Annotated in this window: 12 protein-coding genes; 9 read left to right on the top strand and 3 right to left on the bottom strand. The window is 59.2% G+C overall.

Annotation, left to right across the window (positions count from 1 at the left end):
* The first annotated feature begins 10 nt into the window (after positions 1–10).
* Entirely contained in the window at positions 11–985 is a 975-nt protein-coding gene (locus QRN48_RS15130) for an alpha/beta hydrolase family protein (protein WP_285351442.1), read from the top strand.
* A gap of 93 nt (positions 986–1,078) precedes the next feature.
* Here QRN48_RS15130 and QRN48_RS15135 read toward each other — a convergent pair whose 3' ends face one another.
* Genes QRN48_RS15135 through QRN48_RS15145 form a run of 3 tightly spaced genes read right to left on the bottom strand, consistent with a single transcriptional unit; the run spans position 1,079 to position 3,586 of the window.
* The gene (locus QRN48_RS15135; RefSeq protein WP_285351444.1) at positions 1,079–1,852 is read right to left on the bottom strand and encodes a DnaJ domain-containing protein; all 774 of its coding nucleotides are present in this window, start codon (positions 1,850–1,852) and stop codon (positions 1,079–1,081) included.
* On the bottom strand, positions 1,853–2,521 hold the full coding sequence (gene murU / locus QRN48_RS15140; protein WP_285351446.1) for an N-acetylmuramate alpha-1-phosphate uridylyltransferase MurU: 669 nt from the start codon (positions 2,519–2,521) through the stop codon (positions 1,853–1,855). It abuts the gene before it with no gap.
* Positions 2,522–2,557: 36 nt separating this feature from the next.
* A complete protein-coding gene (locus QRN48_RS15145) occupies positions 2,558–3,586 on the bottom strand; it encodes an aminoglycoside phosphotransferase family protein (protein ID WP_285351448.1) in 1,029 nt (342 codons plus the stop codon).
* 129 nt (positions 3,587–3,715) lie between these two features.
* On the opposite strand from QRN48_RS15145, the gene QRN48_RS15150 reads away from it, so the two are divergent.
* The 8 genes from QRN48_RS15150 (at position 3,716) to QRN48_RS15185 (ending at position 13,551) form a co-directional block, all read left to right on the top strand.
* Positions 3,716–6,505, top strand: a complete 2,790-nt coding sequence (locus tag QRN48_RS15150) for an LPS-assembly protein LptD (RefSeq protein ID WP_285351450.1) — start codon at positions 3,716–3,718, stop codon at positions 6,503–6,505.
* Positions 6,486–7,808: a peptidylprolyl isomerase gene (locus QRN48_RS15155; protein ID WP_037019306.1), complete on the top strand. Its 1,323-nt coding sequence runs from the start codon at positions 6,486–6,488 to the stop codon at positions 7,806–7,808. Before QRN48_RS15150 ends, QRN48_RS15155 begins: the two co-directional genes overlap by 20 nt.
* On the top strand, positions 7,805–8,794 hold the full coding sequence (gene pdxA, locus QRN48_RS15160; RefSeq protein WP_285351453.1) for a 4-hydroxythreonine-4-phosphate dehydrogenase PdxA: 990 nt from the start codon (positions 7,805–7,807) through the stop codon (positions 8,792–8,794). Before QRN48_RS15155 ends, pdxA begins: the two co-directional genes overlap by 4 nt.
* Positions 8,791–9,597: a 16S rRNA (adenine(1518)-N(6)/adenine(1519)-N(6))-dimethyltransferase RsmA gene (gene rsmA, locus QRN48_RS15165; protein WP_037019154.1), complete on the top strand. Its 807-nt coding sequence runs from the start codon at positions 8,791–8,793 to the stop codon at positions 9,595–9,597. The genes pdxA and rsmA overlap by 4 nt, the downstream gene beginning before the upstream one ends.
* A 116-nt stretch (positions 9,598–9,713) precedes the next feature.
* The gene (apaG, locus tag QRN48_RS15170) at positions 9,714–10,094 is read left to right on the top strand and encodes a Co2+/Mg2+ efflux facilitator ApaG/CorD (protein WP_037019153.1); all 381 of its coding nucleotides are present in this window, start codon (positions 9,714–9,716) and stop codon (positions 10,092–10,094) included.
* On the top strand, positions 10,094–10,966 hold the full coding sequence (locus tag QRN48_RS15175) for a symmetrical bis(5'-nucleosyl)-tetraphosphatase (RefSeq protein ID WP_285351456.1): 873 nt from the start codon (positions 10,094–10,096) through the stop codon (positions 10,964–10,966). Before apaG ends, QRN48_RS15175 begins: the two co-directional genes overlap by 1 nt.
* Positions 10,967–11,020: 54 nt before the next feature.
* Positions 11,021–11,341 (top strand): thiosulfate sulfurtransferase GlpE, encoded by a 321-nt coding sequence (gene glpE, locus QRN48_RS15180; protein WP_191944544.1) that lies wholly within the window; start codon positions 11,021–11,023, stop codon positions 11,339–11,341.
* 287 nt (positions 11,342–11,628) lie between these two features.
* Positions 11,629–13,551 carry a PrkA family serine protein kinase gene (locus QRN48_RS15185; protein ID WP_037019147.1) on the top strand — a complete coding sequence of 641 codons (1,923 nt, stop codon included), beginning with the start codon at positions 11,629–11,631 and terminating at the stop codon, positions 13,549–13,551.

Genomic DNA, 13,551 nt, shown 5'->3' on the forward strand with positions numbered 1-13,551 from the left:
GGAATATCCGATGCCCTACACATTTCGCGCAATATTTCCTGCGCTGTGCCTGACGCTGATACTACCTTGCTCACAGCTCGTGATGGCCGCGGATCCAGCGTCGGACAAAGACGCAAAACCCGCCGACGCGCCGGTGGAACGGGCGGCTTTGCCGTCGCGCAGTGAGGAAGACACGCTGGCGCTGGAGCGTCAGGTGCCGCCAGTAGAGCAGCAGCAGTTGCAGGCTGGCGATGAGGCGTTTCTGGCGTTATGGAAACCGGCAAACATCGCAGAGCCCAAAGGTGCGGTGATTATTGTTCCTGGTGCCGATGAATCAGCGGACTGGCCCAATGCAGTAGGCCCTCTGCGACGTAAGCTGCCGGACGTCGGGTGGTCCAGCCTCAGCCTGAGCATGCCGGACGCTCACAACGACGGGATTTTCGCGCGCGCAGCGGAGGCTCCGGCTACCCCGTCTACGGGTGACAAACCCAAAGATGCAGCCGTAAAAGCGCCCGACCCAGCGGCCGTCGCTGAGGCGGATGCCGCTGCAGCCGCTGAACAGGCCGCGGCTCAGGCAGACCAGGCAAAAGCCAATGCCGAGAAAATTTTCGCCCGGATCGACAGTGCCATTGCGTTCGCCCAACAGAACAAGGCCCGCAGCATTGTCCTCCTTGGCCACGGCAGCGGCGCGTACTGGGCGGCGCGCTACATGAGCGAGCGGCCCTCGCCAGCGGTTCAACGCCTGGTCATGATCACGGCCGTCGATACCGGCAAGGAAGCGCCACCGCTGGTGGACTTGCTGACAACGCTAAAAGTCCCGACGGCCGACTTCGTCAACAAGGACCGCTCCGTCCCGCGCCAGCAAGCCCAGGACAGACTGGACACCAGCAAGCGAAACAAAAATGCACGCTTCACCCAGGTGGCGTTGAGCGCCATTCCAGGCAACCCGGCGATGGAGCAAGATCAGCTGTTCCGCCGGGTTCGAGGCTGGCTAGAAGCTCAGTGACATCGATCCCGCGCTACGTGCCTCAGGTTTGTTCTGTGAAGGCGACAGGCCTGCGCGAGCAGGCCCACCCTCGAAGACTCGGTAATGACGGGGTCAACGAAACCCGCGTCGGTCCCTGATCAACGCATAGGCGTGGTGCAGCTCGCGGGTTTTTTCAGTGGCGTCACGCACCTGAATCTGGTTGGCGCCGCTGCCGGCGATTTTGTCCGGGTGGTGACGGCTGAGCAGTCGACGATAGGCACGCTTGATCTGCGCCGGGTCGGCGTCGGCCTTCACGCCCAGCAACCGCAACGCATCCTGAAATTCGCCGCCACTGCTGGCGGGCGCACCGCGGGACCGTTGAGCGTCTTCGGTCGATGACAATCCTTCGACCTTGTCTGCCCCCCAACCCAGCCACTGGCCCCATTGCACGATCAACCCACGCTCGGCACGCGTTGCCTTTCCATCTGCCCATGCCATACGCCAGCAGGCCCGCAACAACCCTTCGGCGGCATGCGGCTGAGGCTTGAGACGCGTCAGGTGCACCCGCAAGTTGTCGCGCCCGTCCTTGCCTCGGTTGAAGGCCTGAATAGCCCGACGCTGCGCCGTCTCGCTGAGGTCCAGCCGACGCATCTCCACGCGCGCCTGCTGGATGTGGGCGTCCAACACACGGCCATCGCTCTTCGCCAAGCGACCCAGCAGTATGAAAATCAGCTCGTCATCGCGCGGCACGGTGCGGCCATTGGCACGCTCGCGCATCTCGGCCCAGCTTTGAAAATTCAGTCGACGATCAAGCGCCTGGCCCAGCAGAGCCCCCAGCATGGCGCCGGGAATGCTGGCGACCAGGTACCCAACGCCACCGCCGACGACCGTGAATGGCCACAGCATCTAGGATTTCACCGACAGCATCTGTTCGACTTCTGCCAGGCGTTCGTGGGTGCCGACATCCACCCACCGCCCGACAAAATGCTCACCGGTAACCAACCCCTTGGCCATGGCGTCGCGCAGCAAGGGCGCCAGCTTGAACGCGCCGTCAGCACAGCCCGCGAAGAGCTGCGGGTGCAGCACCGCGATCCCGCTGTAGGTCAGACGCGGTTGAGCGGCGGAGTCCTGCACCCGACCGTCGGTCAGCGCGAAATCGCCAATGGGGTGATGCGGCGGGTTGTCCACCAGCACCAGATGGGCCAGCCCGCTGATTGGCTTGGTCAGGCGACTGAAATCGAAGTCGGTCCAGATATCGCCGTTGACCACCAGAAATGGCTCATCGCCCAACTGCGGTAACGCGCGGTAGATCCCGCCCCCTGTCTCCAGCGGTTCGCCTTCGGCGGAATAACAGACACTGAGCCCCCACTCACGGCCGTCGGCCACATGGGCTTCGATCTGCTGGCCCAACCACGCATGGTTGATGACAACGTCTGCGAAACCCGCCGAGCGGATCGCCCGCAGGTGATATTCAATTAATGGAACACCGCCGGCACGCACCAGCGGTTTGGGCGTGTGCAGAGTCAGCGGGCGCAGGCGCTCGCCTTTGCCTGCCGCCAGAATCATCGCTTTCATGCCGCCCTCTTCAAGACAATCTTCAATTACAGTCCCTTATACGACAGCATCTTTTTTTGCCTGCCCCAGACTGGTCAGCAGGTTACTCAGCTCGACCAGTTCAGGTCGTCGTGCCAACACCGCTTCTATATAAGAGAAGAAGCGCGGCACATCGGCGAGATAGCGTGGTTTGCCATCACGATGGCAAATGCGGGCGAATATACCGATCACCTTCAAGTGCCGCTGCACACCCATCAAATCGCTCGCACGATGGAATTCATTGAAATCATCCTGCACCGGGATGCCCGCCGCAGCGGCCTGTTCCCAATACCGCTTAAGCCAGCCGGCTACACGATCTTCCGGCCAGCTCAGGAAAGCATCCTTGAACAGACACGTGATGTCGTAGGTGACAGGCCCATATACGGCGTCCTGAAAATCCAGCACGCCAGGGTTCGGTTCGCTCAGCATCAAATTGCGTGGCATGTAATCTCGGTGTACCAAAACCTTTGGCTGGGCCAGCGCGCTCTCGATCAACAGGTCGCTGACCGCTTGCCAGCTGGCCTGCTGCGCCGGGTCGAACTCGACGCCCAGGTGACGCTTGACGTACCACTCCGGAAACAGCTCCAGCTCGCGCCGCAACAGCGCCACGTCATAGCTGGGCAACGGCGCGTCCATCGGCAGTTGCTGGTAGACAAGCAGCGCATGGATGGCATCGTCGAACAACGCATCGGCGTTCTTCTCGTGGATGACGTCCAGATAGGTCTGACGACCCAAGTCATTCAACAAAAGGAAACCCTGATTCAGGTCTTCGGCATAAATTTTCGGAACATTAATGCCCGAGCTGCTCAATAAATGAGCGATCTCGACGAAGGGTTTGCAGTTTTCCTGGGGAGGCGGCGCGTCCATCACAATAAAAGTTCGGCCCTCACCCTCCCAACGAAAATAGCGTCGGAAGCTGGCGTCGCTACTGGCGGCAGTCAACGTGGCCGGGGGGATTGGGCCCCAGCCCTGGGCCTTGAATAAACTCGGCAGCTGCTCATCGAGCCAAACTTTCAGGTGTTGCAGGCGTACATCTTGATCTGGCATTGCAAGGGTCTCCGACGGCGCTAGCCGTCAAGCGGGTCATGCTTTATTATCCGACATCTTTTTCAGCCCATCGAGAGGCGTGCGGCCCCCCCGCGGGCAGATGGCGCGCAGGAAGCCCGGACTAATAAGATGGCATTGAAATCCCCCGCGTTTCGTAAAAAATTTCCGTTGCTCGTAACCGGCAGTCTGCTGGCGATGCAACCTCTGGCCGTCCCGTACGTGGTTGCCGCCGAACAGTATGACTGCTCGGTGTCTGCAACAGGTGCATGGGATTGCTCTCCGAAAACCAACGCAGCCCAGTTGCCTCCGCGCCCCGTGCACGACGCCAACAGTGTTTCGTCCAACAGCAGCAGCAGCACGGCAGGCGGCGCTCAAACGACCACCACCTCCGATGGCGAAGTCGTGCCCAAAACGATGCTGGTCACCGAGGCCAAAGGCCGTGGCCTGAAATCGCGCAGCGCCGATTACAGCCACCTCGACTGGGTTCCCCGCGAAAAGCTGACCGCAGCCCAATTGGCTGAGACCGGTCCTTACTGCTCGGGTGCGTACATCGAACCGATCCGTCCGGGCATGGACGACAAGACACCCAAGAGCGACGCACCGACTTTCATCGGCGCCAAGGCTTCGCGGTATCAGCAGGAAGAACAGGTCGCGACCCTGGCCGGTGACGTTGTCATGCGTCAGGGCAGCATGCAGGTCGAGGCTGACGAAGCCAGCCTGCATCAGGCCGAAAACCGTGGCGAGCTGAACGGCGATGTCCGTCTGCGCGACAACGGCGCACTGATTGTCGGCGACCACGCCGAAGTCCAGCTCGACACCGGCGAGGCGAAAGTCGACAACGCCGAGTACGTGCTGCACAAGAACAACGTGCGCGGTAATGCGCTGTACGCTCGTCGTGCCGAGAACGCGATCATCCGCTTGAAGGACGGCACGTACACCACGTGCGAACCGAACAGCAACGCGTGGACGGTCAAGGGCAACAACATCACCCTGAACCCGGCCACCGGTTTCGGTACGGCCACCAACGCCACCCTGCGCGTCCACGACATTCCTGTCCTGTACACGCCTTACATCTATTTCCCGATCGACGATCGTCGCCAGTCAGGCTTCCTGCCGCCAACTTTCGGCACCAGCAGTGACACCGGCTTCTCGTTGCTCACTCCGTACTACTTCAACCTGGCGCCGAACTACGACGCCACGTTGTACCCGACCTACATGGCCAAGCGCGGCCTGTTGCTGGAAGGCGAGTTCCGTTACCTGACCAAAACCAGCGAAGGTCAGTTCGGTGCGGCCTACCTCAACGACGATGATGACGATCGCAAGCAGCAATCGGATTACAAAGACACTCGCTGGCTGATCAACTGGCAGGACCGCAGTGGTCTGGATTCTCGCCTGACCAGCAAGATCGACTACACCAAGGTCAGTGATCCGTACTACTTCCGTGACCTGAAGAGTGGTCAGGAAGGCGTGAGCACCAAGGACTATCTGAACCAGCAGGGCGCTCTTTACTACCGCGGCGACAATTACACCGCGACGCTGAACGCTCAGCAGTATCAACTGACAACCGTCACCCAGATCACGCCTTATGGCCGCCTGCCCCAGCTCACGCTGAACGGCTCGCTTCCATTCCAGCCAGCGGGCTTCAAGTTCGACTACGAGACCGAACTGGTCCGTTTCGACCGTGACCTGCGTGATGGTGACTTCGTTGACGAAGACGGTATTGCTTCCCGGCGTCTGGACCAGAACGTCAGCGGTCTGGCGCGCGCCAATGGCGATCGTTTGAACCTGGCGCCATCGGTAAGCCTCCCGCTGACCGCCAGCTACGGTTATGTGACGCCTAAACTGAAATACGTCTACACCCAGTACGATCTGGACCTGGACGCTCAGGGCAAGCGCACATTGCTTGCAGATGAGACGTATCACAGCAGTGAAAACCGCAGCGTCCCGATTTTCAGCGTTGACAGCGGCCTGTACTTTGATCGCAACACCAACTGGTTCGGCAAGGATTATCGCCAGACCCTGGAACCGCGTCTGTACTACCTCTATGTGCCTGAGAAGGATCAGACCGACATCCCGATTTTCGACTCGGGTGAAACCACCTTCAACTACGCCTCGCTGTTCCGCGACAACCGTTTCGTCGGCTCCGACCGAATCGGCGACGAGAACAAGCTGTCGTTGGGCGTGACCAATCGCTGGATCGAAGAAAACGGCTTTGAACGCCAACGCTTCAGCATTGGCCAAGCCGTGTACTTCGCTGATCGCAAGGTGCAGCTGCCAGGCATCAGCTACGAAGACCGCAAGGACGCTCAGTCCGACGTGTCTCCATACGCGCTCGAATATGAATACCGCTTTAACCGCGACTGGCGTGCATCGTCCGACTTCAACTGGGACCCGGACAGCCGCAGCACCCGTTCCGGCAGTGCAATGCTCCACTACCAGCCTGAAGATGAGCCGGGCAAGATCATCAACGCCGGCTACCGCTATCGCAACGACCAGGTCCGGTACGACCAGACAACAGGTCGCTGGAGCGTGGGCGGCGGTGATTACACCTATCCGGACGGCCGGGTCATCAAGGACTACTACAAGATCCAGCAACATGACTTCTCGGTCATCTGGCCTGTGGTTCCGCAGTGGAGCGCTATCGCGCGGTGGCAGTACGACTACAACCGCGACCGCACTCTCGAAGCCTTTGGTGGTTTTGAATATGACAATTGCTGCTGGAAGCTGCGTCTGATCAACCGGTACTGGGTCGACTACGACGAGTCCACTCAAGAAGTACCGCAGAACGAAAAAGGCGACCGCGGCGTCTTCCTACAAATCGTGTTGAAGGGACTTGGCGGCGTAGTTGGCCAGAAAGTTGAAAGCTTCCTCGACAAAGGCATCCAAGGTTATCGTGAACGTGAAGACCAAGCTTTCTGATTGTCTGCGCCCGCTGATGCTGGGCGCGCTGCTCATGGGTACCGTGGCGCACGCTGAAGTGCGCACCATCGACAAGGTAGTTGCCATCGTCGACAACGACGTGGTCATGCAAAGCCAGCTCGACCAGCGTACCCGTGAAGTTCAGCAAACCATTGCCAAGCGCGGCCAGGGCGTTCCGCCTGCAAGCGCGCTTGAATCTCAGGTTCTGGATCGTCTGATTCTGGAGAACCTGCAGATTCAGATCGGCGAACGCTCCGGCATTCGCATCAGCGATGAAGAGTTGAACCAGGCGGTTGCCACCATTGCTCAGCGCAACAATATGAGCGTTGAGCAGTTCAAGGCCGCTCTGACCCACGACGGGCTGTCCTACACCAGCGCGCGGGAGCAGATTCGCCGGGAAATGATCATCAGCCGTGTGCGTCAGCGCCGCGTCGCCGAGCGCATTCAGGTCTCGGAGCAGGAAGTTAAAAACTTCCTCGCTTCCGACATGGGCAAGGCTCAGTTCTCCGAAGAGTTTCACCTGGCCAACATCTTGATCCCGACGCCGGACAGCGCGACGTCGGATCAAATCCAGGCTGCGGCAGCTAAAGCCAAAGACCTCTACGGCAAACTGCAACAGGGTGCGAACTTCGAGCAGATGGCGATTGCGTCGTCGGCCAGTGAAAGTGCTCTGGACGGTGGTGACATGGGCTGGCGTAAAGCTGCTCAGCTTCCGCCTCCGTTCGGCGACATGCTCTCGTCGATGCGTCCAGGTGAGGTCACTCCCCCGGCGCGTACTCCAGGCGGCTTCATCATTCTCAAGTTGCTGGAAAAACGCGGCGGCGAAACTCAGACCCAGATGCGCGACGAGGTACACGTCCGTCACATTCTGATCAAGCCAAGCGAAATCCGCAGTCCAGCCGAGACCAAGCTGCTGGCGCAACGTATCTACGATCGCATCCAGAATGGCGAAGACTTCGGCGAACTGGCGAAAAGCTTCTCTGAAGATCCAGGCTCGGCGCTCAACGGCGGCGACATGAACTGGGTAGACCCACGTTCGCTGGTGCCGGAGTTCCGTGACGTGATGAACGAAACCGCTCAGGGTGTTGTGTCCAAGCCGTTCGAAACTCAATTCGGCTGGCACGTCCTGGAAGTCCTTGGCCGTCGCTCGACGGACAGCACCAGTCAGGCTCGCGAGCAACAGGCGATGACCGTCCTGCGTAACCGCAAATACGACGAAGAGCTGCAAACCTGGCTGCGCCAGATCCGTGATGAAGCCTATGTCGAGATCAAGCTCCCCGGAGCTGACCAGGCTGCCAAGTGAAACCTCAGCGTTTCGCACTGACACCCGGCGAGCCCGCTGGCATTGGTCCTGACCTCTGCCTGCTGCTCGCCGCACAGCCTCAGCCCTACCCCCTGATTGCCATCACCAGCTGCGACCTGCTCACCGAGCGGGCCGCGCAGCTGGGTGTGGCTGTCAGCCTGCTCCCTGTGACCCCTGATGCCTGGCCAGACCTTCCTGCTCCCGTTGGAAGCCTGTACGTGTGGGACACTCCCACCCAAACGCCGGTCAAGGCAGGTCAGCTGGATAAAGCCAACGGTGCTTTCGTACTCGAAACGCTCACCCGGGCGGGCCGCGGCTGCATGGACGGACACTTCGCTGGCATGATTACCGCACCCGTGCACAAGGGCGTGATCAATGACAGCGGGATTGCCTTCTCTGGGCATACCGAATTCCTGGCCGAGCTCACGCACACCGAACAAGTGGTAATGATGCTGGCAACCGGTGATCTGCGGGTTGCACTGGTGACCACTCACCTGCCCCTGCGTGACGTGGCCGATGCGATCACCGTTGAACGGCTTGAACGCGTGACCCGCATTCTGCACGCCGACCTGGCCGGCAAATTCGGCATTGCTCGCCCGCGTATCCTGGTCTGCGGTCTGAATCCGCATGCCGGCGAGAGCGGCCACCTGGGCCGCGAAGAAATCGACATCATCGAACCCACTCTGGAGCGTCTGCGCAGCGAGGGCATGGATTTACGTGGTCCGCTGCCCGCCGATACGCTTTTCACCCCTAAATATCTGGAGCACTGCGACGCAGTGCTGGCGATGTACCACGACCAGGGCCTGCCCGTGCTGAAGTACAAAGGCTTCGGCGCCGCCGTCAATATCACGCTGGGCCTGCCGATCATTCGTACCTCCGTGGATCACGGCACTGCGCTGGATCTGGCAGGCACTGGCAAGATCGACACCGGCAGCCTCAGGGTCGCCCTGGAAACCGCCTACCAGATGGCCGAGACCCATTCATGAATGAGCAATACCAACACAAGGCGCGCAAGCGTTTTGGTCAGAATTTCCTGCATGACGCGGGCGTGATCGACAAGATCCTGCGCTCCATCCGCGCCAAGGCAGAAGACCGCATGCTGGAAATTGGCCCGGGACAAGGCGCCTTGACCGAGGGCCTGCTGGGTAGCGGCGCGCAACTGGACGTCGTTGAGCTGGACAAGGACCTGGTGCCCATCCTGATGCATCAGTTCGGCAGTCAGCCGAATTTCAGCCTGCATCAGGGCGACGCGCTCAAGTTCGACTTCACCAGTCTGAACGCGGCGCCCAACAGCCTGCGCGTAGTCGGCAACCTGCCCTACAACATCTCCACCCCACTGATCTTCCACCTGCTGCAAAACGCTCATCTGATCCGCGACATGCATTTCATGCTGCAGAAAGAAGTGGTCGAGCGTCTGGCGGCGGGTCCGGGTGGCGGTGATTGGGGTCGTCTTTCGATCATGGTGCAATACCACTGCCGGGTCGAGCATCTGTTCAATGTCGGGCCTGGTGCGTTCAACCCGCCACCGAAAGTCGACTCGGCCATCGTGCGACTGGTACCGCATGAAACCCTGCCCCATCCGGCCAAGGATCACCGGGTGCTGGAGCGCATCGTCCGCGAAGCCTTCAATCAGCGCCGCAAGACCCTGCGCAATACGCTGAAAGCCCTGCTGACCAGCGAGGAAATCACCGAAGCCGGTGTCGACGGGAGCCTGCGTCCTGAACAGCTGGACCTGGCAGCCTTTGTGCGTCTGGCCGACAAACTCAGCGAAAAACCTGCTGAAGCCTGACCTTCCCTGGTCATGTCCGGTCAAAGCCTCATCGTCGGTTATCCGTGACTTGTCCTAGACTGACTTACAACCGGGTTACCTCCGGCATTTCCGCTTCCGTTTCCAAGGCCTCTTGCATGTCTGATTCTCGTTACCAGGTCGACGTTAGCGTCGAGACCCGTTTCCTAGCAGAGCAATCGCAGCCTGAGCAGAACCGCTTCGCTTTTGCCTACACCATCACCGTACGAAACACCGGCACCGTGTCAGCCAAGCTGCTGTCGCGTCACTGGGTGATTACCGACGGTGACGGCCAGGTCGAAGAAATTCGCGGTGATGGCGTCGTAGGGCAGCAGCCAGTGATTGCGCCAGGCCAGAGCCACACCTACACCAGCGGCACTGTGATGACCACGAAAGTGGGCAACATGCAGGGCGCCTATCAGATGCTGGCGGATGACGGTCACCGCTTCGACGCCATCATTGCCCCCTTTCGTCTGGCCGTGCCCGGGGCGCTTCACTGATGGCGGTTTACGCCGTGGGCGACCTGCAAGGCTGCCTGGAGCCGTTGAAGTGCCTGCTTGAGCGTGTCGCGTTCGAACCTGGCAAAGACACGCTCTGGCTGGTGGGCGACCTGGTCAACCGTGGCCCGCAGTCGCTGGAAACGCTGCGCTATCTCTATGCGATGCGCGACTCGATCGTGTGCGTGCTTGGCAATCATGACCTGCACCTGCTCGCCGCAGTTCGCAACATCGAACGACTGAAAAAAGGCGACACCCTGCGCGAGATACTCGAAGCGCCGGACGCCGTTGTGTTGCTCGACTGGTTGCGCCAACAAAAACTGATGCATTACGACGCTGATCGGGACATTGCATTGGTGCACGCCGGCATCCCGCCGCAGTGGACCCTGAAAAAGGCGATGCGCTGCGCGGAAGAGGTCGAGGAAGCATTGCGCGATGACAATCGGTTCGAGCCTTTCCTTGATGGCATGTACGGCAACGAACCTGCCAAGTGGGACAAAGACCTGCAAGGCGTCACCCGGCTGCGCGTCATCACCAATTACTTCACGCGCATGCGCTTCTGCACCAGCGACGGCAAGCTCGATCTCAAGAGCAAGGAAGGGCTCGACAGTGCGCCAGCAGGCTACGCGCCGTGGTTTACGCACAAGGAGCGCAAAACCAAAGGGCTGAGTATCATTTTCGGTCACTGGGCGGCCCTTGAAGGTCGATGTGACGAGCCTGGCGTTTACGCACTCGATACCGGTTGCGTCTGGGGTGGCGCAATGACGCTGATGAATGTCGACACTCGGGCATTGATCCGGTGCGAATGCGATGAGCGCGGTAATTCAAAGACGCCCGCCCCTGTTATATCTGCAACTGAGCCACCGCCGCAGTAACTTTTTCCTACGTTCTCGACCGTTCGAGGACCCAACGGCCCAGGAGCCCGAGCCATGACCGACTTCAAACGCATCTCACCCGAACAAGTCCATGCCCTGCGCGAGAATGGCGCTGTGCTGGTAGACGTGCGCGATGCGCAGACCTACGCCACCCATCACATTCCGGGGTCGCACCACCTCGATAATCATTCCATCGCCGACTTCATCCAGCAGGCTGATCTGGACAAACCGTTGGTCGTACTTTGCTACCACGGCAACTCCAGTCAGAGCGCAGCCGCCTATCTTGTGGGCCAGGGCTTCTCTGAGGTCTACAGCATGGACGGCGGGTTTGAGCTGTGGAAAAACCAATTTCCGCACGAAACCGCTCAAGGCTGAATCGTAAAAATATTTGCCAGGCGCTATCCCGCGTCCTACGCGGGCTCGCGCCCTGATCTGACGAACGGGTACTCCCTGTTCATGTGGATCGCTTCTTTCTGTGCCCGAATCCGAACTACTCTTAGCCTCAGGCCATCCGAATCAGGGGAGAGCCGGTACACCGGCGCGCGGGTCATCGGTCGCTACTTTTATGGTGTTTGGGGGGTAATGGGAGCCGAGTGATCGGCGTCCATCCAGCATCAACTGACGATCCGCCGCCGGCTCCACGTATCGAGCGAGGTGACGTCATGAGTATTTTTAGCCACTTCCAACAACGCTTTGAATCGACACGGCAGGAAGAGCTCTCGCTGCAGGAGTATCTTGAGCTCTGCAAAACCGATCGCAGTGCATACGCGTCCGCGGCAGAACGTTTGCTCATGGCCATCGGCGAGCCTGAATTGTTCGACACGTCGACCAATTCCCGGTTGTCCAGGATCTTCTCCAACAAGGTCATTCGGCGCTATCCGGCGTTCGAAGACTTTCACGGCATGGAGGACTGCATCGAGCAAATCGTGTCGTACTTCCGTCATGCCGCGCAGGGCCTGGAAGAGAAAAAGCAGATCCTTTACCTGCTTGGCCCGGTGGGCGGCGGCAAATCGTCCCTGGCCGAAAAACTCAAACAGCTCGTTGAAAAAATACCTTTCTATGCCATCAAGGGCTCCCCGGTTTTCGAATCGCCCCTGGGCCTGTTCAAACCTGGCGAAGACGGGACGATCCTCGAAGAGGACTACGGCATCCCGCGCCGCTATCTGAATACCATCATGTCGCCCTGGGCGACCAAACGCCTGGCAGAGTTTGGCGGAGATATCAGCCAGTTCAAGGTGGTCAAGCTCTACCCTTCCATTCTCAACCAGATTGCCGTCGCCAAGACCGAGCCCGGTGACGAAAACAACCAGGACATATCGGCGCTTGTGGGTAAAGTTGATATCCGCAAGCTTGAAGAGTACCCACAGAACGACGCTGATGCTTACAGCTACTCGGGCGCACTGTGCCGGGCCAACCAGGGCTTGATGGAATTTGTGGAGATGTTCAAGGCGCCCATCAAGGTGCTTCATCCACTGCTGACGGCCACTCAGGAAGGCAATTACAACAGTACCGAAGGGCTCGGCGCGATTCCGTTCACCGGCATATTGCTGGCCCACTCCAATGAGTCGGAATGGCACAGTTTCCGTAACAACAAGAACAACGAAGCGTTTATCGACCGGATTTACATCGTCAAAGTACCGTACTGCCTGCGCGTCAGTGACGAGATCAAGATTTACGATAAATTGCTGTTCAACAGTTCGCTGGCCAAGGCGCACTGTGCTCCCGACACGCTGAAGATGCTGGCGCAATTTACGGTACTGTCGCGTCTTAAAGAGCCAGACAACTCCAACATCTATTCGAAGATGAGGGTGTACGACGGCGAAAACCTCAAAGACACCGATCCTAAAGCCAAATCGATTCAGGAATACCGCGACAGCGCTGGCGTCGACGAGGGCATGAATGGTCTTTCGACCCGATTCGCGTTCAAGATCCTCTCGAAGGTATTCAACTTCGACCCTCACGAAATCGCTGCCAACCCGGTTCACTTGCTGTACGTCCTGGAGCAACAGATCGAACAGGAGCAATTCCAGGCGGAAACCCGCGAGCGCTATTTGCGATTCCTCAAAGAGTATCTGGCGCCGCGCTACATCGAGTTCATCGGCAAAGAAATACAGACTGCCTACCTCGAGTCTTACAGCGAGTACGGCCAGAACATCTTTGATCGCTACGTTTTGTACGCGGACTTCTGGATTCAGGATCAGGAATACCGCGATCCGGAAACGGGCGAGATCCTCAACCGCATCGCGCTGAATGAAGAATTGGAGAAAATCGAAAAACCGGCTGGCATCAGTAACCCGAAAGACTTCCGCAACGAGATCGTCAACTTCGTGCTGCGTGCCCGTGCGAATAACAATGGCAAAAATCCAACCTGGCTGAGCTACGAGAAGCTGCGGGTGGTGATCGAGAAGAAGATGTTCTCCAACACCGAAGACTTGCTGCCCGTCATCAGCTTCAACGCCAAGGCCAGCAAGGAGGACCAGCAAAAACACAACGATTTCGTCACACGAATGGTCGAGCGGGGCTATACCGACAAGCAGGTACGGCTACTTTCTGAATGGTACCTACGGGTCCGGAAATCGCAGTAA

Origin of the sequence: Pseudomonas sp. ME-P-057, from assembly GCF_030208975.1 — a bacterium.
GTDB classification, from domain to species: Bacteria; Pseudomonadota; Gammaproteobacteria; order Pseudomonadales; family Pseudomonadaceae; genus Aquipseudomonas; species Aquipseudomonas lutea.